Annotated in this window: 19 protein-coding genes; 18 read left to right on the top strand and 1 reads right to left on the bottom strand. The window is 60.6% G+C overall.

Annotated elements, in window-relative coordinates:
* Positions 1–98 precede the first annotated feature (98 nt).
* The 18 genes from tssB (at position 99) to FHU12_RS06115 (ending at position 20,023) form a co-directional block, all read left to right on the top strand.
* A complete protein-coding gene (gene tssB / locus FHU12_RS06205) occupies positions 99–635 on the top strand; it encodes a type VI secretion system contractile sheath small subunit (RefSeq protein WP_047730442.1) in 537 nt (178 codons plus the stop codon).
* A gap of 3 nt (positions 636–638) precedes the next feature.
* Entirely contained in the window at positions 639–2,144 is a 1,506-nt protein-coding gene (gene tssC / locus FHU12_RS06200; RefSeq protein ID WP_122016288.1) for a type VI secretion system contractile sheath large subunit, read from the top strand.
* A 57-nt stretch (positions 2,145–2,201) separates the two neighbouring features.
* Positions 2,202–2,708, top strand: coding sequence for a type VI secretion system amidase effector protein Tae4 (locus tag FHU12_RS06195; RefSeq protein ID WP_141968119.1), 507 nt, complete (start codon positions 2,202–2,204; stop codon positions 2,706–2,708).
* Positions 2,705–3,145 (top strand): T6SS amidase immunity protein Tai4 family protein, encoded by a 441-nt coding sequence (locus FHU12_RS06190; protein ID WP_141968117.1) that lies wholly within the window; start codon positions 2,705–2,707, stop codon positions 3,143–3,145. The genes FHU12_RS06195 and FHU12_RS06190 overlap by 4 nt, the downstream gene beginning before the upstream one ends.
* 196 nt (positions 3,146–3,341) lie before the next feature.
* On the top strand, positions 3,342–3,824 hold the full coding sequence (locus tag FHU12_RS06185) for an Hcp family type VI secretion system effector (protein WP_038876771.1): 483 nt from the start codon (positions 3,342–3,344) through the stop codon (positions 3,822–3,824).
* A gap of 51 nt (positions 3,825–3,875) precedes the next feature.
* The gene (locus tag FHU12_RS06180; RefSeq protein ID WP_141968115.1) at positions 3,876–4,355 is read left to right on the top strand and encodes a type VI secretion system amidase effector protein Tae4; all 480 of its coding nucleotides are present in this window, start codon (positions 3,876–3,878) and stop codon (positions 4,353–4,355) included.
* A gap of 20 nt (positions 4,356–4,375) precedes the next feature.
* Positions 4,376–4,714 (top strand): T6SS amidase immunity protein Tai4 family protein, encoded by a 339-nt coding sequence (locus FHU12_RS06175; protein ID WP_237731017.1) that lies wholly within the window; start codon positions 4,376–4,378, stop codon positions 4,712–4,714.
* Between the two features lie 69 nt (positions 4,715–4,783).
* The gene (locus tag FHU12_RS06170; protein WP_237730909.1) at positions 4,784–5,119 is read left to right on the top strand and encodes a T6SS amidase immunity protein Tai4 family protein; all 336 of its coding nucleotides are present in this window, start codon (positions 4,784–4,786) and stop codon (positions 5,117–5,119) included.
* A 726-nt stretch (positions 5,120–5,845) separates the two neighbouring features.
* Positions 5,846–7,582 (top strand): type VI secretion system-associated FHA domain protein TagH, encoded by a 1,737-nt coding sequence (gene tagH, locus FHU12_RS06160; RefSeq protein WP_141968108.1) that lies wholly within the window; start codon positions 5,846–5,848, stop codon positions 7,580–7,582.
* A complete protein-coding gene (locus tag FHU12_RS06155) occupies positions 7,582–8,355 on the top strand; it encodes a PP2C family protein-serine/threonine phosphatase (RefSeq protein ID WP_038876757.1) in 774 nt (257 codons plus the stop codon). Before tagH ends, FHU12_RS06155 begins: the two co-directional genes overlap by 1 nt.
* 28 nt (positions 8,356–8,383) lie before the next feature.
* Positions 8,384–9,370 (top strand): type VI secretion system-associated protein, encoded by a 987-nt coding sequence (locus FHU12_RS06150; RefSeq protein WP_141968106.1) that lies wholly within the window; start codon positions 8,384–8,386, stop codon positions 9,368–9,370.
* Between the two features lie 15 nt (positions 9,371–9,385).
* Entirely contained in the window at positions 9,386–10,207 is an 822-nt protein-coding gene (locus FHU12_RS06145; RefSeq protein ID WP_311770106.1) for a type VI secretion system accessory protein TagJ, read from the top strand.
* Between the two features lie 2 nt (positions 10,208–10,209).
* The gene (locus tag FHU12_RS06140; protein ID WP_038876749.1) at positions 10,210–10,785 is read left to right on the top strand and encodes a type VI secretion system baseplate subunit TssE; all 576 of its coding nucleotides are present in this window, start codon (positions 10,210–10,212) and stop codon (positions 10,783–10,785) included.
* A 4-nt stretch (positions 10,786–10,789) separates the two neighbouring features.
* Positions 10,790–12,676, top strand: a complete 1,887-nt coding sequence (tssF, locus tag FHU12_RS06135) for a type VI secretion system baseplate subunit TssF (protein WP_141968104.1) — start codon at positions 10,790–10,792, stop codon at positions 12,674–12,676.
* Positions 12,673–13,743, top strand: a complete 1,071-nt coding sequence (tssG, locus tag FHU12_RS06130) for a type VI secretion system baseplate subunit TssG (RefSeq protein WP_141968102.1) — start codon at positions 12,673–12,675, stop codon at positions 13,741–13,743. The genes tssF and tssG overlap by 4 nt, the downstream gene beginning before the upstream one ends.
* A 56-nt stretch (positions 13,744–13,799) precedes the next feature.
* The gene (gene tssH, locus FHU12_RS06125) at positions 13,800–16,454 is read left to right on the top strand and encodes a type VI secretion system ATPase TssH (RefSeq protein WP_141968100.1); all 2,655 of its coding nucleotides are present in this window, start codon (positions 13,800–13,802) and stop codon (positions 16,452–16,454) included.
* A 49-nt stretch (positions 16,455–16,503) separates the two neighbouring features.
* Positions 16,504–17,949: a serine/threonine protein kinase gene (locus FHU12_RS06120; protein WP_141968098.1), complete on the top strand. Its 1,446-nt coding sequence runs from the start codon at positions 16,504–16,506 to the stop codon at positions 17,947–17,949.
* 142 nt (positions 17,950–18,091) lie between these two features.
* A complete protein-coding gene (locus FHU12_RS06115; RefSeq protein WP_141968096.1) occupies positions 18,092–20,023 on the top strand; it encodes a type VI secretion system Vgr family protein in 1,932 nt (643 codons plus the stop codon).
* Between the two features lie 72 nt (positions 20,024–20,095).
* Here the strand turns inward: FHU12_RS06115 and sbmC are convergent, their stop codons facing one another.
* Complete coding sequence (sbmC, locus tag FHU12_RS06110) at positions 20,096–20,563, bottom strand: DNA gyrase inhibitor SbmC (RefSeq protein WP_141968094.1); 468 nt, start codon at positions 20,561–20,563, stop codon at positions 20,096–20,098.
* Between the last annotated feature and the right edge of the window lie 4 nt (positions 20,564–20,567).

The following is a 20,567-nucleotide window of genomic DNA, read 5'->3' as shown; positions in this document are numbered from 1 at the left end:
ACACCCGATACCGTCTGCCCCGGCGCAGACTCGAATCAGAACCTGACTCTCCCAGCCGGACGAGGCGCGTTCCCAATCGCCATTAGATGGAGTAAATCATGTCAAACTCGAAATCCCGCAGCGGGCAGAAATTCATCGCCCGCAACCGCGCGCCGCGCGTACAGATTGAATACGATGTCGAAATTTATGGCGCAGAGCGCAAAATCCAGCTGCCGTTCGTGATGGGCGTGATGGCGGATCTGGTGGGGAAAGCGGTCGATCCGCAAGCCAGCGTGGAAGAACGCAAATTCATGGAGATCGACGTCGACAACTTCGACGAGCGCATGAAATCACTGAAGCCGCGCGTCGCTTATCAGGTCGATAACACCCTGACCGGCGAAGGCAAGCTGAACATCGATCTGACCTTCGAAAGCATGGAAGACTTCTCCCCCGCCGCTATCGCCCGCAAGGTCGACTCGCTGGGCAATCTGCTGGACGCCCGCACCCAGCTTTCCAACCTGCTGTCTTATATGGACGGCAAGAACGGCGCCGAAGAACTGATCTCCAAGATCCTGCAAAACCCGGCGCTGCTGCAATCCCTGACCGACGCGCCGAAGCCGGCGGTTAACGATGACAACAACGAGCGTGAGGATTAATCGATGAGCAACTCGCCTCAGCAACACAATGCGTTGCAGACCACCGAGACTTTTTCCAGCGATGAATTCAGCGCGCTGTTGAACAAAGAGTTCCGGCCGAAGACCGATCAGGCCAAAGAAGCGGTCGAGAACGCGGTGAAAACCCTGGCGCAACAGGCGCTGGAAAACACCGTCACCGTCTCTTCCGACGCCTACCGCACCATTCAGGCGCTGATCGCGGAAATCGACGAAAAGCTGTCGCAGCAGATCAACCAGATCATTCACCACGACGACTTCCAGAAGCTGGAAGGCGCCTGGCACGGCCTGCATTATCTGGTCAACAACTCCGAAACCGACGAGATGCTGAAGATCCGCTTTATGAGCATTTCCAAGCAGGAGCTGGGCCGCACGCTGAAGCGCTATAAAGGCGTGGGCTGGGACCAGAGCCCGATCTTCAAGAAAGTCTACGAAGAAGAGTATGGCCAGTTCGGCGGCGAGCCGTTCGGCTGCCTAGTGGGCGACTACTACTTCGATCACAGCCCGCAGGACGTGGAGCTGCTGGGGGAAATGGCCAAGATCGGCGCCGCCTCGCACTGCCCGTTCATCGCCGGCACCGCGCCGAGCGTGATGCAGATGGAGTCCTGGCAGGAGCTGTCCAACCCGCGCGATCTGACCAAGATCTTCCAGAACACCGAGTACGCCGCCTGGCGCAGCCTGCGCGAGTCGGAAGATGCGCGCTACCTGGGCCTGGTGATGCCGCGCTTCCTGGCGCGCCTGCCCTACGGCATCCGCACCAACCCGGTGGACGAGTTTGACTTCGAAGAAGAAACCGACGGCGCGACCCACGGCAATTACACCTGGACCAACGCCGCCTACGCCATGGCCGCCAACATCAACCGTTCGTTCAAAGAGTTCGGCTGGTGCACCGCCATTCGCGGGGTCGAATCCGGCGGCGCGGTGGAAAACCTGCCGTGCCACACCTTCCCGAGCGACGACGGCGGCGTGGACATGAAGTGCCCGACCGAGATCGCCATCAGCGATCGCCGCGAAGCCGAGCTGGCCAAAAACGGCTTTATGCCGCTGGTGCACCGCAAAAACTCCGACTTCGCTGCCTTTATCGGCGCACAGTCGCTGCAGAAGCCGGCGGAATACTACGATGCCGACGCCTCCGCCAACGCCCAGCTTTCCGCGCGCCTGCCGTACCTGTTCGCCTGCTGTCGCTTCGCGCACTACCTGAAGTGCATCGTGCGCGACAAAATTGGCTCCTTCCGCGAGCGCGACGACATGGAACGCTGGCTGAACGACTGGATCATGAACTACGTGGACGGCGATCCGGCCAACTCCTCGCAGGAAACCAAGTCACGCAAACCGCTGGCCGCGGCGGAAGTGCAGGTGGAAGAGATCGAAGACAACCCGGGCTATTACAGCGCCAAGTTCTTCCTGCGCCCGCACTACCAGCTGGAAGGCCTGACCGTCTCCCTGCGCCTGGTGTCGAAGCTGCCTTCGCTGAAGCAAAACGACGCGTCCTGATGGACTGCAGTCAGGCCGCGATAGTGCGGCCTGATAAATAAAACATGGAGGTAAATCATGGGAACAAGACCCCGTTTTCTGGCTGCCTGGACTGCAGCTAAAAATATTTACGACCCAAACGATCCTCTGGGAAAAGTTAAAAATACGATTGGCGGTGCCGTAAAACGAAACTTTGAGATACCCGTCGAATCAGGTGGCTGGGAAAACAGCTGTGCCGTAAGGATGAGTTACGTGCTCAATTACACAGGCCATCCGGTTCCCAGAATAGGTCAGTTAACCGTCTCAGGCGCAGATAAAAAATGGTACTTTTTCCGCGTGCGGGATTTGATTCCCTACCTGACTAAAACGTGGGGAAAACCTGACATGATTGTTAATTACCCTCAATTACCTGTTACGCAACTGGCCAACAAAAAAGGATTAATACTTTTTGAAGTATCAGGTTGGGGAAACGCGGGCGGGCACGCCACTTTCTGGAACGGAACCAGTTGTTCAGATCATTGCTATTTCAATGAGCCCGGAACCAATTACTCTACTCCGCGAGCCAATTTTTGGGAGTTGCCATGAATAAGTTAATCACAATCGGATTGGCAACTACCCTGTTGGGGCTCTCGCAGTCATCGCTCGCCAAGGACATTCAAGATCCGGTGGCATTTATCAAACAGATGCCTTATCACCTGGTCGTAAAAGAACTGGCATTGTCACGCTGCCTGGCACAGGTCTCCGATTCGGATAAAGCATTCTCTCTTGATGCGGCCAGAACGGCGAATGCGATGAGAGAATGGATGCCATTCGATATCGAATCAGGTGATGAGAAAATCAATGTTCTCATCGACAAATATAAATCCAGAATCAATGAGTTTCACAGCGAAACTAAAGACAAGAGTCAAGGTGTCACCTTAAACTGCCTGCGGTTGTACCATAGCCCTGAATTGGACAAGCTTTCCCGACAGCTCATAGCAGGCAACCCAGATCGCACGTGGAATCAAGATAACGCGAAATAATTAAGCATTGAGCCATTATCACTTTAATAATGGCTCGGTAACCCGTACCGATAGTTTTCGGTATTTAAGAAGGTGCATGGCACAAGGATATAAATTGGTAATGCATTACCACACTTGCAATTCCTGCTGCTATTACCTGAGTTTTTCAACGTAACGTTAATACTACTGTTAACCCTTAATAAAGAGTGAAGAAACTATGGCTATTGATATGTTCCTGAAAGTTGAAGGTGCCAGCGGCGAATCCAAAGATTCGAATCACAAAGGCTGGACCGACATTACTTCTTTCTCCTGGGGCGCTTCTCAACCGGGCAATATGGGCGTTGGCGGCGGCGGTGGCGCCGGCAAAGTGTGCTTCAACGATCTGCACGTCAACGCGCTGATCGACAAGTCAACCCCGGCCTTGCTGAAACACTGCTCAAGCGGCAAACACCTGACCAAGATTGAGCTGTCGGTTTGTAAGGCGGGTGGTAGCCAGGTGGAATACGCAAAAATCACCCTGGAAGACGTGCTGGTCACCGCCGTGCAGTACACCGGTGCAGGCGGCGAAGATACCGTGGGCGTCACCTACTCCTTCCAGGCGGCGAAAGTGAAACAGCAATACTGGGAGCAGAGCGACAAAGGCGGCAAAGGCGCCGAAAGCAGCGCAGGTTGGAACATCAAGGAAAACCGCGAAGCTTAATCTTCCCGCAAAGATGCCCCTGATTAGGGGCATCTATCAACAGAGGACGTTATAATGAGTCGCCCTTCATTCCAGCAAGCGTGGCAACGATTTAGCGAAATAAACGTAGATATTACTGATGTTGGCAAAAAGATCGGTGGAAATGTAGGTGTTAATATTGAGCTTGGCGTCAATGATCCATTGCAAGGATTCACCAATGCCTGCGCAATACGCATGAGTTACACGCTCAATTACTCTGGTTTTAAAGTTGAACGAGGAGCATGGAAGACCGTTTCAGGCAAAGATAAAAATTGGTACATTTATCGTGTCAGAGATATTATTAACTTCTTGAGCTATAAATTCGGTAAACCTGATAAAACGATAAAAAACCCTACCCCCAGTGACTTTTCAAAAGACAAAGGGATATTGGTTTTCACTGTTCCAGGATGGAATGATGCCAGCGGACACGCAACATTATGGAACGGTACAACCTGCTCAGATCATTGTTACTTTCCAAAATCCAGCGAGGCATCTATATGGTTACTAAAATAAAACCCCTGTGTGTTGCAAGCATGATATTTTTGGTATGTATTCAATCGGCTCAAGCCAAAGAAACCTATACCCCCGAAGAGTACCTCAAAAACTACGCGCTTAGCGTTTGTATCGCCGAGGGGTACTCCGCAAAAGAAGTCAAAAACGATGCCGCCGCCGCCGCCAGGGGTTACATGGAGTTCGGCGATTATTCTCTGGAAGCGCATACCGCTGTCAGGGCGCTGGCAAAAGAATTTCTGGCAAAGCACTATGACAGCATGTCTGGGGAGCCGATGACGATGGCCAAGTGCATCGATCTTGTACATAGCCAAGCTTTGCAAGCCATCATCAAGAAGTACCAAGGGAAAGACGACAACTGATATCAGAGTTGCTCAAACGACGGCTCATATCAAAGGTTATCTCGGATGAGAAGATACACGTACTTTTTAATGTCTCTGCTGCTCGGAAGCCATGTAGTCCTTGCTGAAAACTCGCTCAATGCTTTATCGCAAGAGGCACTATATAAAAATTGGTTAACCAGCCGCTGCATTGGGAAGTCCACTGACTCAGAAAGAACCAAGCAAGACGCCTTCCGTTCCGCTTCCGCCTATTTAGAGTTGAGTAAACTGCCGATGGATGCATTCGAACAAGGTGAAAAACTGGCTGAACAGTACGCAAATAAAAATAGCCAAGGCTCAGTTCAAGGGACTTACCACACTTTAGATTGTCTTTCACTGCAGAACGCCAGTGAAGCTAAAGCCATTTTTAAACGTTACTCAAAGTAGTAGTCGCAGTGATAGAATTCATTTTTTTGTAGCCATCAGCCTCAAATTAACTACATTTTTATCACTTATAATTTATTGCTTGAAAATATACCAGCACCATTAACCATCAGTCATTGGGAAAATATTTCTTGGCTTTCTATTACTCAGTACAAACCATATGGGATTTTAGAGCATTGGGATAAGGGAAAAACAGTGATCAATGACGTCACGCTTTCCACCTACTCTTACTCATTTGTATTTTTATACTTTTTACTGTCAGTCATAGTTTTTGTCGGGCTGTATCACCTAAAACAAAAAGTTAACAATAAAAAGTCTTACTCTCTTTTTGTAGTAGTTACCATAGTAAATTTATTTGCAAGCATCACCCAAGGTTTAATATTTAACTATGGCTCTGAGATACTGGATTCAATGCTCAATATAAAATTCCAAGATTATGACGAGGTATGGTACGCCAGTATTATCTTCGCCCTAATTTACTTGTCTCAACTACCGACTAATCTCTATTACAAGAGAAAGGGTAAGAATAATGAGAGCAATAGCAAAGGCATCACCTGACACATACAGCCTCACGTTATTACATTGAAGTTTTCGACCATATAATGCGTTAACCAAAAAAATTTAGTCACTCACGTTCAAAGATCTCTCTTAGGAAAGAAATAAAGTCGAATTCATCCCGTTATTGAGTTCCACTGTCTAGCCATAAGATCTTATCAGCAGGAATGCCTTATGCGATTTTCCATTGTAAAAAATAAAAGCGGCCAGGTTCCGCCGCAGAGCAGTTGCGATTTTCTGCCGCCGGGCGGCACCATCGGCCGCAGCGTGGACAACAACCTGGTGCTGCCGGACGAAGAGCGCGCCATTTCCCGCCTGCAGGCGATTGTGCATATTTCCGCTGACGGCGAATGCCGCATCACCAACCGCGGCAACGTTACCCGTGTGCTGCTGAATGACATTCCGCTGGAACGCGGCCGCCAGGTTGAACTGCAGGACGGCGACGTGCTCGGCATCGACGATTACCAGATTGAAGTCAGCGCGCTGCAGCAGCACGCCGCGCCACAGGCTCAACCGGTGGCCAAGGCCGCCGCCGTTGCCGCTGCTGCGGCCCCTGCAGCCGCCGCCAAAGAAAAATCCGCCGCGCCCATCCCCAACGAAATCTGGGACAGCCTGGTGGAAGAATTTACCCCGAATGCGCCGGCCGCCGTCACCCCGCCGCCGGTCGCCAATCCAGGCAGCCACCCGCTGCTGGATACCCCTGCTCACGAGCTGAACCCGGCCGATCCGCTGGCGCAGCTGGCAGGCGAGGTCGATCTGCGCCAGCTGCAGCAGCAGCAAACCGATCCGGCGGCGCTGTTCAACACCGACACCACCTTTGAGCGCGAACACATTCTGGCCGACACCACCCCCAGCGCGCTGCTGGCGGAACAGGCTGCGCCAGCGCGGCCGGCAACCCCGGCTCAGAATGCGCAGCAACCGGAGCAGGAGCTGGACCCGCTGGCGCTGTTCGGCGGTTCATCTGCGCCCGCTTCGCCCGAGACGCTAAACAGCAACGATCCGCTGGGGCTGCTGATGGGCGGCGCCGTGCCGCTGGCTCAGCCGGAGGAGCCGGTACAGCTGCCCACACCGCCGTCTCCGCCGCCGATCGCCGCACAACCGCAAGCGCCGCGCCCACAGCCGACGCCGCCGCCCGTGCAGATGCCCGAGCCGCCCCCCCAACCCGCGCCGCAGTTCAGCCAGCCGGAACCGCCCGCGCAGCCGCCGCGCCCGCGCCAGGGCAACCGCCTGGGCATCGATCCGATCGCCTACCAGTCCGCCCAGCGGCAACACGCCGCCGCGCCGAATGGCGACGCATTGGAAGGGCCGTTGCTGACGGCGCTGTTGCAAGGCATCGGCCTCGACGATCTGCAGCCGCAGCCGCATTTCGACGAACGGCAGATCCGCCAGGCCGGCCGCCTGCTGAGCCTGTTCTCGCAAGGCACCGTCGCCCTGCTTTCATCCCGCTCGATCCTCAAGCGCGGCGTGAAGGCCGAGATGACCATGATCCTCGACGAGGCCAACAACCCGTTCAAGCTGCTGCCTTCGGGCAAAACGGTGCTGATGCAGATGTTCGGCAGCCAGATGCCGGGCTTTATGCCGCCGGAGCAGGCGGTGCGCGACGCACTGATCGACCTGCAGGCGCACCAGTTGGGGATGATCGCCGGTATTCGCGCCATCATTGCCGCCATGCTGCAGTCGTTCAACCCGGAGCGCCTCGAAGAGGAAGCGCGCAAGGAAGGCGTGGCGCCGCGCCTGTCGCTGCCCGCCAACCGCAAGGCTGCGCTGTGGGACTACTTCGTGAAGAACTATCAGCAAACCTCCGGCGAGATCGAGGACGATTTCCACACCCTGTTCGGCGAAGCCTTCCTGCACGCCTATGACGTTGAAGTGAATCAATACAAAGACTCACAGACCAAACCGGACGCGTAATGAATATCACCATAGCCTCTACCTCCAACCAGGGCGGCCGCGCCTCCAACCAGGATCAGACCGGCGAGGTGCTCGGCAACCGCGCCGCCTGCTTCGTGGTGTGCGACGGCATCGCCGGCTTTCCGGGCGGCGATATCGCCGCCAAACTGGCGCGCGACACCATTTTGCATAACTTCGACGGCGAAAAGCACCTGAACGCCCAAAGTATTCGCCAGCACATTACGCGCGCCAACGCCGCCATCCACCAGCAGCAGCGGCAGTCGGACGAATACAGCAAGATGGGCACCACGCTGGTCAGCCTGTTTATCGATCGCGATTACCAGCTGGCCTACTGGGCGCACGCCGGCGACAGCCGCCTGTACCTGTTCCGCCGCGGCTACCTGCATGCCGTCACCACCGACCACAGCCTGATCCAGCAGATGCAGGACGCCGGCTATCAGACCAACGGCATCAACAGCAACCTATTGTATTTCGCGCTGGGGCTGAACGAAGAGCGCGACGCCACCTACAGTGACGTGCTGCAGCTGGAAGACGGCGACGTTTTCCTGCTGTGCACCGACGGCTTCTGGCACAGCTTCAGCCAGGCCGAACTGGAACAGTCGCTGCACATGGTCAACTCCCCCAGCGAGTGGATCGCCCTGATGCAGCAGGCATGGAAGAAAAACAATAACAGCGATAACTACAGCGCTATCGCCGTCTGGATTGGCTCACCGCAGGAAACCACCCTGCTGCATTCGCTGGCGGATGCGGAGCGGTTTCTGAGCCGCGACTGAGCAGCGCACATTCACAGCAAGGTTCACTATGAAATATTGGATGCCGGGGCTCGTCGCCCTGATGGCGGTACCGACCGCGCAGGCGATGAACTATCGCCTGGTTTACTCCCCCAGCCAGAAGCTGGAAGTGTTTATCGATGACGTCAAAAACAGCAATCCCGAAAGCTGGTGCGGCAAGAGCATTCCGCTGCGCATCGTCTCGGCGCAAGGCAAAGATCCGGCGGTGCTGAACGACTTTCTGCCGCGCGTCGGCAATCTGTTGGAAAAGCAGTGCCCGAAAGCCGGCCACCTGCCCTGGACGCTGACCGACAAGCGCGGTGAAAAGCTGGCCAGCGGCGAAGCCGCCAAAGCGCGCGGCTGGAAACCGGTGGTCAAACAGGAGGCCGTCGAGCAGCCGGAAGCCCCGCCGCAGCCGGCGATCCCTGCGGCGGTCGCCGTGACCTCTCCACAGGCGGACACCGCGCCGCCTCAGCGTTTCAACCTGCCGCAGGGCTGCCACTTCCGCACCTTCTGGCATGACGACGCCAACGGCGGCGCGCTGTTCATTCCCGCCGGCGACGCGCTGCGCTGCGGCGAGGACGGCTGGCTGCAGGGCGGCGGCGCGGTCACGCTACAACAGGGCGGCCAAACCCTCTCGCCGACATTGTGGTTCCTGCAGGGCTATCCGCTGGCGCAGATCAACGGCGGCGATCGCGCGCTGACCGTCGTCAGCGCCAACGCCCAACGGCTGGTTCTGGGCGGTAACCCGCAGGCACCGGGCAGCTTCCTGCTGCTGAGCTTCGAACCGAAGCTGCACGCTTGGGCGTTCAATGGCGAAGCGATCGTTGAAATGCCGCGCATCGACGCCGCCGACGAGAACAAGGTCAAACAGCGCCTGCAGCAGGCGCAAACCGCCTGGCAACCGCTGCTGAGCGCCCCCGCTCCGCTGACCTTCAAGCTGGTGGAAAAGCTGGCCGCAGACCGGGTCGATCCCGCCAGCGGCAGCTACCTGTCGGTTAACGGCGCCACTCACTGATTATAAGGAAAGCCTGTGAAATCATTAGCAAGCATGCTGCAAGGCCAGTCGATCGGCGCGGCCATCACCGCCGTCGAAAACGAGATCAAGGGAAAACCGGCGGATGCCGACCTGCGCGCCGCGCTGGTGCAACTGCTGTGCCTGAGCGGCAACTGGACGCGCGCAAACGCGCAGCTGAAATCCTGGCAGGCGCTGAAACCGATCGCCCAACCGACCACGCTGCTGCTGATGCAGTCGGTCAACGCCGAGCTGCAACGCCAGGCGGTGTTCGCCGGTACGGCTGCGCCGGCGCTGCTGCGGCAGGATCAGCCCTGGCTGAAACTGATGGTGCAGGCGCTGCATCAGGATGCGCAAGGCGCGGCCGAACAGGCCCAGGCGCTGCGTGACGAAGCGCTGGAGGCCGCCCCGGCCGGCACCGGGCGGTTAACGCTGGCCGAAGGCGACCAAGAACGGCAGTTGAGCTTCGACTGGCTGACCGACGGTGACGGCCGCCTCGGGCCAGTGTGCGAGCTGGCGCTGAACGGCGTTTACTACTGGCTGCCGTTTGCCGACATCGCCGCGATCCAGTTCCAGGCGCCACAGAGCGCCATCGATCTGGTGTGGAGCCACGCGCTGGTGCGCCTCACCGACGGCCGCGAACAGGTGTGCCAACTGCCCGCCCGTTATCCGCTGGCCGAAGGCAGCGACGACGCGCTGCTGCTCGGCAAACGCACCGAATGGCAACCGCTGGGCGACGGCATCCACTATGCGGGGCTGGGCCTGAAGACCTGGCTCAGCGAAAGCGACGAATTCCCGCTGCACAGCCTGCGGCAGCTGAGCTTCGACGCGAGCGCCTGAACATGAACGATAAGCGCCCACCCCACTACGACGGCGGCGATCTGCGCCGCCAGGGCTATCGCTATCGTCAGGACAGCGAACGCCTGACGTCGCGCGACAAAATGCAGCCGGTGTTGCTCGACATGCTGACCGATGACGAACCGCAGAAAAAACAGGAGGCGCAGGTGCGCAACCTGGTGTCACACAGCGAGCTGCGCCGCCGGGTGCTGCGCGATCTGCAGTGGCTGTTCAACTGCGTCAACAGCGAGTCCAATCTGGATCTCGGCGACTTTCCGCAGGTACGGCGCTCCACGCTGAATTACGGCATCGCCTCGCTGGCGGGCAAGCGCATGTCGGATATCGAATGGCTCGACATTCAGCGCGCGCTGACCGAGTCCATTCTCCATTTCGAACCGCGTATTTTGCCCGAGGGGCTGCAGGTGCGCTGCATCTCGGACACCGGCTCGCTGGAGCTGCACAACGTGCTGTCGATCGAAATCAAGGGCCGCCTGTGGTGCGTGCCCTATCCGCTGGAGTTTCTGTTCCGTACCGACGTGGATCTGGAAAACGGCCACTTCGATCTGAAAGACATAGGGTAAGGCGATGGACAGTAAACTGTTAGACTATTACAACCGCGAGCTGGCTTATCTGCGTGAGATGGGCGCCGAGTTCGCCGAACAGTACCCGAAGGTCGCGGGCCGTCTCGGCATGCGCGGCATCGACGTGGCGGACCCTTATATCGAGCGTCTGATGGAGGGCTTCGCCTTCCTCACCTCCCGCGTGCAGCTGAAAATGGACGCCGAGTTCCCGCGCTTTTCTCAGCGCTTGCTGGAGATCATCTACCCCAACTACCTGTCGCCGACGCCGTCGATGGCGATCGCCGAGCTGCAGCCGGACAGCAGCAAAGGCGACATCAGCAACGGCTTCGTGGTGCCGCGCGGCACCATGATGGACAGCCAGACGCTGAAGAAAAGCGGCATTACCTGCAGTTACACCACGGCGCATGACGTCACGCTACAGCCGGTGCGCATCGCCGGCGTCGAGCTGGGGGGCATTCCGGCCGATATCCCGCTGGCCTCGCTGGGGCTGCAGCACAGCGGCTGCGTCAGCGCGCTGCGCATTCGTCTTGAGTGCTACGAAAGCGTAACGCTCAACAACCTGCGGCTGGATCAGCTGATGTTTTACCTGGCCGGGCCGGACATGCAGGCGCAGCAGCTGCTGGAGTTGCTGATGCAGCACAGCGTCGGGCTTGTCTGCCAAACGGTGGAACCGCAGCCGCAGCGGCGGGCGCTGGCGCTGGACGGGCTGCGGCAGGAGGGCTTCGCCGCCGAACAGGCGCTGCTGCCCAACGACCTGCGCAACTTTGAAGGCTACCGGCTGCTGCAGGAGTACTTCGCCTTCCCGGCGCGCTTCCAGTTTTTCAGCGTCAACGGCCTGCGCCCGCTGCTGCAGAGCGTGCGCGAAGGGAAAAAAGCGCTGCGCCAGTTCGAGATCGTGGTGCTGCTGGATCGGCACGACGCCGCGCTGGAGCGGGTGGTCGACGCCGCCCATTTGGCGCTGCACTGCACGCCGGTGATCAACCTGTTTCCGAAGGTCGCCGAACGCATCGCGATCAACGAAAAAAACCACGAATACCATCTGGTGGTCGACAATATCCGGCCGCTGGATTACGAAGTATTCTCGGTGCAGCGGCTCGGCGGCAGCGCCAGCGAAAAACGCTACGAGCAAGAGTTTCGGCCGTTTTACAGCACCCTGAGCGCGGACGACGGCAACTATGGCGCCTACTTCTCGCTGCGGCGCGAACAGCGCACGCTGTCGGAGCACGCCCGCCGCTACGGCACCCGCACCGGCTATGCCGGTTCGGAAGTGTTCGTGTCGCTGGTGGACGAGCGGCAATCGCCGTGGCACAGCGATCTGAAATACCTCACCGCCGACGTGCTGTGCACCAGCCGCGACCTGCCGTTGATGCTGTTGCAACAGGATCAGGGCAATTTCGTGATGCCCGATTCGATCCCGATCAAGCAGGTTTCGCTGCGCAAAGGCCCCACTCCGCCGCGCCCGGCACTGGCCGAAGGCATGATCACCTGGCGGCTGATCAGTCAGCTGCAGCTGAACTACCTCAGCATGATGGACGGCGATCCGGAACAGGGCGCCGCCAGCCTGCGCCAGCTGCTGGGGCTGTACGGCAACCTGAGCGAACCGGCGATCGCCAAACAGATCCAGGGCGTGCGCCACTGCAACCTGCGGCCGGTCTATCGGCGTGTGCCGGAGCCGGGCCCGATCGTGTTCGCACGCGGCATCGCCATCGATCTGACGGTCGATGAGCAGGCGTTCTCCGGCAACAGCCCTTATCTGCTCGGCAGCGTGCTGGAGCGCCTGTTCTCGCGCCTGGTGGCGATGAACACCTTCACCGAGATGACGCTCTCCAGCCAGCAGCGCGGCGAAATCGCCCACTGGCAGGCGCGCATGGGCAAAAGGACGCTGATATGAACGCGGAGATGATCGCCACCGAACTGGCGCCGCCGCAGATCAACGCGCTGTATCGCCTGCCGGACGACTTCTGGCCGCGGCTGCGCAGCGCGCCTTACAAGCACGATCTGTTTCAGCTGCTGCGCCGTATCGACGCCCAGGGCGGCCAACCCTACCAGCTGGGGCGCGCGCCGCTGCCGCGCCACGAGATGCTGCGCCTGGGCCAGGAGCCGTCGCTGTCGTTCGCGCCCTCCACGCTGGCGCAGGTGACGCCGCGCGCCAACAGCCCGCTGCACGACGTCTCGATCTTCAGCTTCGGTCTGTTCGGCCCCAACGGGCCGCTGCCGCTGCACCTGACCGAATACGTGCGCGAACGGGTGTATCACCACCAGGACACCACCCTGCTGGCGTTCACCAACCTGTTCCATCACCGGCTGACGCTGCTGTTTTACCGCGCCTGGGCCGACGCGCAGCCGACGGTATCGCTGGATCGCCCGGACAACCGGCGCTTCGACGAGTACCTGTCGAGCCTGATCGGCATCGGCCAGCCGGCGCAGCAGGAACGCGACAGCATCAACGCCCACGCCAAACATTTTATGGCCGGTCATCTGATTCGCCACAGTCGCGATCCGGAAGGCCTGAGCAAGATTTTGCAGCAGTATTTCAAGGTGCCGGTGCGCATCGTCGAGAACGTGCCGCACTGGCTGCGGGTGGAGCCGCGCGAGCAGGCGCGCCTCAAGGCCGGGCGCGGTGCACCGCGGCTCGGCGAGTCGGCTTTTCTCGGCATCGCGGTGCGCGATATCCAGCACAAATTCCGCATCGAGCTGGGGCCGATGCCGCAGCGGGACTATGACCGCTTCCTGCCCGGCGCCGACCTGTGCCGGCAGCTGCGCGACTGGGTGCGCCAATACCTGGGCATCGAGTTCGTCTGGGAAGTGCGCCTGATCCTGGAGAAGGAACAGGCGCACGGCCTCCAGCTCGGCGGCGCGCAGCGATTGGGCCTGAGCAGCTGGCTGGCCGACGATCGGCGGCAACGCGATCTCGACGATCTGATCTTCAGCCCTGAACCGCTGGAAAATCCGTTCTGACCCTATTTCGGCCGGCGCCCTGCGGCGCCAGGCCACTCTGAGACCTGAGGAAAACCATGTCTGAAATCAGCCGCTCGGTATTATTTGGCAAACTGGATAGCCTGTTATTCACCTCTCTGGAAAGTGCGACGGCGTTTTGCAAGCTGCGCGGTAACCCCTACGTCGAACTGGCGCACTGGCTGCATCAGCTGATGCAATCGCCGGACGGCGATCTGCAGCAGATCGTCCGCCACTTCGCGCTGGACGAGGCGCAGTTGGCGCGCGACATCGTCGAGGCGCTCGATCGCCTGCCGCGCGGCGCCAGCGCCATCTCCGATCTGTCCGAGCACATCGACAGCGCGGTAGAACGCGCCTGGGTCTATGGCTCATTGAAATTCGGCGCGGCGCGCATCCGCGGCGGCCACCTGCTGCTCGGCATCCTGAAAACCTACAGCCTGCGCCATCTGCTGAAGGCCATTTCCCCGCAGTTCGAACGCATCAACGCCGATCTGTTGATGGAGCAGTTCGCCGTCATCACCGCTCACTCGGCGGAAAACGCCCAGGATGCGCCGGCGGAAAACAGCGCCGAATCCATGCCCGGCGCGCCGCGCAGCGGTGAAAGCGTGCTGGCGCAGTATGCCCAGGATCTGACCGCCAGAGCGCGCAACGGCGAGATCGACCCGGTGGCCGGCCGCGATGAAGAGATCCGGCAAATCATCGATATCCTGATGCGCCGCCGCCAAAACAACCCGCTGCTGACCGGCGAGGCCGGCGTCGGAAAAACCGCGGTGGTGGAAGGCCTGGCGCTGCGCATCGTGGCCGGTGACGTGCCGCCGCAGCTGCGCGACGTGAAACTGTGCCTGCTGGACATCGGCATGCTGCAGGCCGGCGCCGGCGTCAAAGGCGAGTTTGAAAAACGGCTGCAGGCGGTGATCGACGAAGTGCAGTCCAGCCCGACGCCGATCATTCTGTTTATCGACGAAATTCACACCCTGATCGGCGCCGGCGGCGCCCAGGGCACCGGCGACGCCGCCAACCTGCTGAAACCGGCGCTGGCGCGCGGCCAGCTGCGCACTATCGGCGCCACCACCTGGTCGGAATACAAGAAATACATCGAGAAAGACCCGGCGCTCACCCGACGTTTCCAGGTGGTCCAGGTACAGGAGCCGAGCGAAGACAAAGCGCTGCTGATGCTGCGCAGCACCGTCAGCCCGCTGGAACAACACCACCGCGTGCTGCTGCTGGATGAAGCGGTGGACGCTGCAGTGCGGCTGTCGCATCGCTATATTCCGGCCCGCCAGCTGCCGGACAAAGCGGTGGCGCTGTTGGATACCGCCTGCGCGCGCGTGGCGGTCAGCCAACATGCCGAGCCTGCCCAGGTCGAAGACTGCCGCCATCGCATCGATGCGCTGCAGATAGAGTTGGATATCGCCCGCCGCGAGGCCAAGGTCGGCATCGGCGATCCCCAGCGCCCGCAGGAGATTGAAACTCAGCTGGCCGCGCTGCGCCAGGAGCTGGAACAGCTGACCGACCGCTGGCAGCAGGAGCTGGCGCTGATCCAAGAGATCATCACACTGCGCGCCCAGTTGCACCAGCAGGAAGCGGAGCCTACCGGCGAAGAAACGCAGGCGCCCCCTGACGCCGACGCGCTGCGCGCCCAACTGGGCGAACTGCAGCAGCAGCTGAGCGCGCTGCAGGGCGAAGCGCCGCTGATCTTCGCCGCCGTCGACGCCAACATCGTGGCGGCGGTAGTGGCCGACTGGACCGGCATCCCGCTGGGCCGCATGGTGAAAAACGAGATTGAGGCGGTGCTGCAACTCTCCGACACCCTGAACCAGCGCGTGATCGGCCAACGCCATGCGCTGGATCTGATCGCCCGCCGGGTGCGCACCTCACGGGCGCGGCTGGACGATCCGAACAAGCCGGTTGGGGTGTTCCTGCTGGCCGGGCCGTCCGGCGTCGGCAAGACCGAAACCGCGCTGGCGCTGGCGGAAACCCTGTACGGCGGCGAGCAGAACGTCATCACCATCAACATGAGCGAATTCCAGGAGTCGCACACCGTTTCGACGCTGAAAGGGGCGCCCCCCGGCTATGTCGGCTACGGTGAGGGCGGCGTGCTGACCGAGGCGGTGCGCCGCCGCCCATACAGCGTGGTGCTGCTGGACGAAATCGAGAAGGCGCACCCGGACGTGCATGAAATCTTCTTCCAGGTGTTCGACAAGGGCTGGATGGAGGACGGCGAAGGCCGCCATATCGATTTCCGCAACACCATCATCATCCTGACCTCCAACGTCGGCACCGATCTGATTGCCGGGCTGTGCAGCGATCCGGAGCTGCTGCCGGAACCGGAGGCGCTGAGCGGCGCGCTGCGCCAGCCGCTGCTGTCGGTGTTCCCGGCCGCCTTGCTCGGCCGCCTGCTGGTGGTGCCGTATTACCCGCTGACCGACGCCACGCTGGGCAACATCGTGCGCCTGCAGCTGGGGCGCATCCAGCGTCGCCTGGCGGAGAATCACGACATCGTCTGCACCTTCGACGACGCGGTCATCGAGCAGATCGTCAGCCGCTGCACCGAGGTGGAGTCCGGTGGCCGCATGGTCGACGCCATCCTGACCAACACCCTGCTGCCGCAGATCAGCCACACCCTGCTGACCGGCAGCGCCAACGACCAGCGCTATCGCCAGCTGCATATCGCGCTGCAGAACCACGAATTCATTTGTCAATTTCAGGCATAACGCCGCGGCCGCCGAGACGGCGGCCCTTTGAACACAGAGAGTCATCACTATGTCGGGAACCGGGATAACCAAACCGAATTCGAACAGCCTGCCGAGCGGCTATCGATTCAATGAATTCGAGATCCAGGAAGCGATCGGCGAAGGCGGCTTCGGCATCGTCTACCGCGCCTACGATCATCAACTGGAACGCACCATCGCCATCAAGGAGTACATGCCAACCTCGCTGGCGAAACGCAACGACGATCTCAGCATCGGGCTGCGCGGCGAGCGCTTCGGCAAAACCTTCCAGGCCGGGCTGAACAGCTTTATTCAGGAGGCGCGCCTGCTGGCTCGCTTCTCACACCCCGGCCTGTTGCACGTACTGCGCTTCTGGGAAGAGAACGGCACCGCCTACATGGGCACCCAGTTTTACAGCGGCACCACGCTGAAGAACCTGCAGGCGCAGCAGCCGGAGAAGATCGACGAGGCGTGGATCCGCCGGTTGCTGCCGCCGCTGTTCAGCGCCATCAACACCATCCATCAGGAAGGCTATCTGCACCGCGACATTTCGCTGGATAACATCCAAATCCAGGAGAGCCAGCTGCCGGTGCTGCTGGACTTCGGGTCGGCGCGTAAAGAGATCGGCAACCTGTCGGACGAAACGGAGATCATGCTCAAACCGGGCTTCGCGCCGATCGAGCAGTACACCGAAAACAGCGACGGCGAACAGGGGCCGTGGACCGATATCTACGCGCTGGGCGCCGTGCTGCACACGTTGATCGTCGGTTCGCCGCCGCCGGTCAGCGTGGTGCGCAGCATCGAAGACAGCTATCAGCCGCTGGCCGAGCGCCGCCCCGCCGGTTACTCGCCGGAGCTGCTGCGCACCGTCGACCGCGCGCTGGCGCTGAAGCCGGAAGACCGCCCGCAGACCATCGATGAAATGGCCGAGCTGTTGCATCTGCCGATCGCCGATGAAAACGAAATCATCAGCACCCCGGCCGCCGCGCCGGAGAGCCTGCTGGTGGCCGCCAACCCGGCAGCCGCCGCCGCGGCCGCCGGTGCCGTTACCGCGCGCAGCACCCAATTCTCGCGGCCGATGATGGCCGGCGCCGGCGTCGCGGCGCTGCTGGTGATCGGCGCCGTCGCCTGGCTGAGCGGCGGCAAGGACGATACCCAGGCCGTGGCCCAAAATACCGAGGCGTCACCGGCGCAGAAAACCCTGACGGAGCAGCCGAGCGCGCCGCAAACCGCACAACCTGTGCCGGCGGAACCAGAAAAAGCGCCGCCGACCGCGCAGCCAGTGGCGTTGGTGTACTTCAAACTGCAGCCGGGCGAGCAGGTCAGCCTCGACGGCAAGCCGCAGCAGGTAACGCCGGGCGAAAACGGCTTCGCCAGCCTGAATCTGGCGCCGGGCCGTTATCAGCTGGAGATCCGCCACAACGATCGGCTCCGCCGGCAGCAACTCAGCATCGACACCGCCGGCACCTGGCTGGTCAATCCGGCCACCGCCGGTTAATCCCGTTCTGAAACTCCGCCTCGGCGGGGTTTCCCTATTTCATGAGACTGACGCACCGCTGCCCATCCTCATTGGCCGCGCGGCAAGGCCGCTGCAACGCCGGAGTATGCAGGGCATGACGTCAATCACAGAGGACGTTCTCATGTTGGACCGCATTATTGCGCACACGCCGCTGGGCCAGGAGCAGCTGCTGTTCCGCTCACTGGACGGCATCGAAGCGCTTTCCACCCCTTTTGACTTCTCTATTGAATTGCTGAGCACCGACGCGCGGCTCGATCGCAAAGCGCTGCTCGGTCAACCGCTGACGCTGGAGATCCCAACCCAGGGCTTCCTCAGCGCCCCGCGCTACCTGAACGGCAAGATCACCGCCATCGCCGTCAGCAGCGAAGAAATCGGCGGCACCCGTTACGCGGTGTATAACCTGCACGTGCAGCCGGATCTGTGGCCGATGATCAAAGACCGCAATTTCCGCATCTTTCAGGAACAGACGGTGCCGCAGATCGTCAAGACCCTGCTGACGGAGCACAACGTGCAGCTGGAAGATCAGCTGACCGGCGACTATCGCCTGTGGGGCTACTGCGTGCAGTACAACGAAAGCAGCTTCAACTTCATCAGCCGCCTGATGGAGCTGGAGGGCATCTATTACTATTTCAAACACGAGATGGGCAAACACACGCTGGTGCTCGGGGACACCCCCCACCATCACCAGCCCTATCCCGGCTACGAGATGATCCCCTACCACCTGACGCCGTCCGGCGGCAGCACCAGCGAGGAAGGCATCAGCCAGTGGACGTTGTCCGATCGCGTCACGCCGGGCATCTACAGCCTGGACGACTACGATTTCCGCAAGCCGAACGCCTGGCTGTTCCAGGCGCGGCAAAACCCGGTCTCGCCGACGCCGGGGCAGATCGACGTCTACGACTGGCCGGGCCGCTACACCGAGCATCAGCAGGGGGAGTTCTACGCCCGCGTGCGCCAGGAGGCCTGGCAGGCCGAGCATCAGCAGATCCGCGGTACCGCCACTGCGCTGGGCATCGCCCCCGGCAGCACCTTTGCGCTGTATAACGCCCCGCACGCCGACGACAACCGCGAGTACCTGACGCTGCAGGCCAACTACCATCTGAAAGAGAACCGCTATGCCAGCGGCGACGATCAGAGCAGCGAACACCGTATCGACTTCATCGTGCTGCCGGCGGACGTGCCCTGGCACCCGCCGCAGCAGGCCACCTGGCCGAAAACCCACGGGCCGCAGACCGCCCGGGTGGTCGGCCCGGCCGGCGAATCGATTTGGACCGACAAATACGGCCGCATCAAGGTGAAGTTCCACTGGGACCGCTTCGGGCCGAAGGACGACGGCAGCTCCTGCTGGGTGCGCGTCTCCAGCGCCTGGGCCGGTCAGGGGTACGGCGGCGTGCAGATCCCGCGCGTCAACGACGAAGTGGTGGTGGACTTTATCAACGGCGATCCGGATCGGCCGATCGTCACCGGGCGCGTTTATAACGAAGCCAGCATGCCGCCGTGGGCGCTGCCGGCCGCCGCCACCCAGATGGGCTTTATGAGCCGCACCAAGGACGGCACCGCCGACAACGCCAACGCCCTGCGCTTCGAAGACAAGGCCGGCGCCGAACAGGTGTGGATCCAGGCGGAGCGCAACATGGACACCCAGGTCAAAAACGATGAGAGCCACACCATCGCTAACGACCACACCCACCTGGTAGGCGGCAACCAGATCAATCGGGTGGTGCTCAACCAGGCCAGCGGGGTCAAAGGCGACGCCTCCACGCTGACCGGCAAGACCCGCAGCGACGCCGCGGTCAACGCCTTTACCCTCGGCTCAGGCGAATCGCTGCGGCTGGAATGCGGCGAAAGCGTGATCGAGCTGCTGGCGAACGGCCAAATCAATATCACCGGCACCAGTTTCAATATCACGGTGAAAGAGGACGGGGAGATCAATACCGGCGGCCAGCTGGATCTCAACCAGCCTGGCGGCGCCGCACGCACCGCGGCACCGGGCGGCGGCCATCAGGCGGCGATCCAGAGCGCCGTCGATCAGCTGTTCCCGGGAGGGAAATAGACCTAAGAATAGAATCGTTCCGAACGGCACGCAAAACGCACCTAAGGGCGTTTTGCGTAGCTCACGCCTTCCTCACCACTTCTTCACCGTCTGGTAAATCTCGAGGTCGAAATAGCCGTCGGCCTCGCAGTCGTTGAGATAGTGTTCGTAGCTCACCCCCTCAACCGGCTGATGGCCGCTGGCCGGCAGCAGCTTCTGATAGAACTCGCCCCACACCCGCTCGAAGTCGCCATCGCTGATGCGTACGCGGTAGACCGCATACTGCCCGGCGGGCAGCGTCTGTACCGCAACGCCCTCGCTACCCGCCGGCAGCGCGAAATCGTCCGCCACGGTCATCACCACGTCGGCGCGCAGCTTTTCCGGCGCCACTTCCGCCGGATCGTCCCAATACAGCACCAGCCATTTGCCAAACGGCACGCCGTGGCGTTTCCGCCATGCCCGCAGTTGCTGCGAGCCCTGCGGGATGGTCTGCGGATACGGCCCCACGACTCTCACTCCCACCACCTTCTCCGCCGCCTTATCGATAATCCTCACGCTCATCGCC

The organism is Serratia marcescens (assembly GCF_006715005.1).
Taxonomy (GTDB): Bacteria; Pseudomonadota; Gammaproteobacteria; order Enterobacterales; family Enterobacteriaceae; genus Serratia; species Serratia montpellierensis.
The sequence above is the reverse complement of the archived record's forward strand: the minus strand, read 5'-3'. Positions and strand labels throughout refer to the sequence as shown.

Coding starts and splice junctions, on each gene's coding strand:
- tssB (WP_047730442.1), top strand. CDS start 99: ATGTCAAACTCGAAATCCCGCAGCGGGCAGAAATTCATCGCCCGCAAC.
- tssC (WP_122016288.1), top strand. CDS start 639: ATGAGCAACTCGCCTCAGCAACACAATGCGTTGCAGACCACCGAGACT.
- FHU12_RS06195 (WP_141968119.1), top strand. CDS start 2,202: ATGGGAACAAGACCCCGTTTTCTGGCTGCCTGGACTGCAGCTAAAAAT.
- FHU12_RS06190 (WP_141968117.1), top strand. CDS start 2,705: ATGAATAAGTTAATCACAATCGGATTGGCAACTACCCTGTTGGGGCTC.
- FHU12_RS06185 (WP_038876771.1), top strand. CDS start 3,342: ATGGCTATTGATATGTTCCTGAAAGTTGAAGGTGCCAGCGGCGAATCC.
- FHU12_RS06175 (WP_237731017.1), top strand. CDS start 4,376: ATGATATTTTTGGTATGTATTCAATCGGCTCAAGCCAAAGAAACCTAT.
- FHU12_RS06170 (WP_237730909.1), top strand. CDS start 4,784: ATGTCTCTGCTGCTCGGAAGCCATGTAGTCCTTGCTGAAAACTCGCTC.
- tagH (WP_141968108.1), top strand. CDS start 5,846: ATGCGATTTTCCATTGTAAAAAATAAAAGCGGCCAGGTTCCGCCGCAG.
- FHU12_RS06155 (WP_038876757.1), top strand. CDS start 7,582: ATGAATATCACCATAGCCTCTACCTCCAACCAGGGCGGCCGCGCCTCC.
- FHU12_RS06150 (WP_141968106.1), top strand. CDS start 8,384: ATGAAATATTGGATGCCGGGGCTCGTCGCCCTGATGGCGGTACCGACC.
- FHU12_RS06140 (WP_038876749.1), top strand. CDS start 10,210: ATGAACGATAAGCGCCCACCCCACTACGACGGCGGCGATCTGCGCCGC.
- tssF (WP_141968104.1), top strand. CDS start 10,790: ATGGACAGTAAACTGTTAGACTATTACAACCGCGAGCTGGCTTATCTG.
- tssG (WP_141968102.1), top strand. CDS start 12,673: ATGAACGCGGAGATGATCGCCACCGAACTGGCGCCGCCGCAGATCAAC.
- tssH (WP_141968100.1), top strand. CDS start 13,800: ATGTCTGAAATCAGCCGCTCGGTATTATTTGGCAAACTGGATAGCCTG.
- FHU12_RS06120 (WP_141968098.1), top strand. CDS start 16,504: ATGTCGGGAACCGGGATAACCAAACCGAATTCGAACAGCCTGCCGAGC.
- FHU12_RS06115 (WP_141968096.1), top strand. CDS start 18,092: ATGTTGGACCGCATTATTGCGCACACGCCGCTGGGCCAGGAGCAGCTG.
- sbmC (WP_141968094.1), bottom strand. CDS start 20,563: ATGAGCGTGAGGATTATCGATAAGGCGGCGGAGAAGGTGGTGGGAGTG.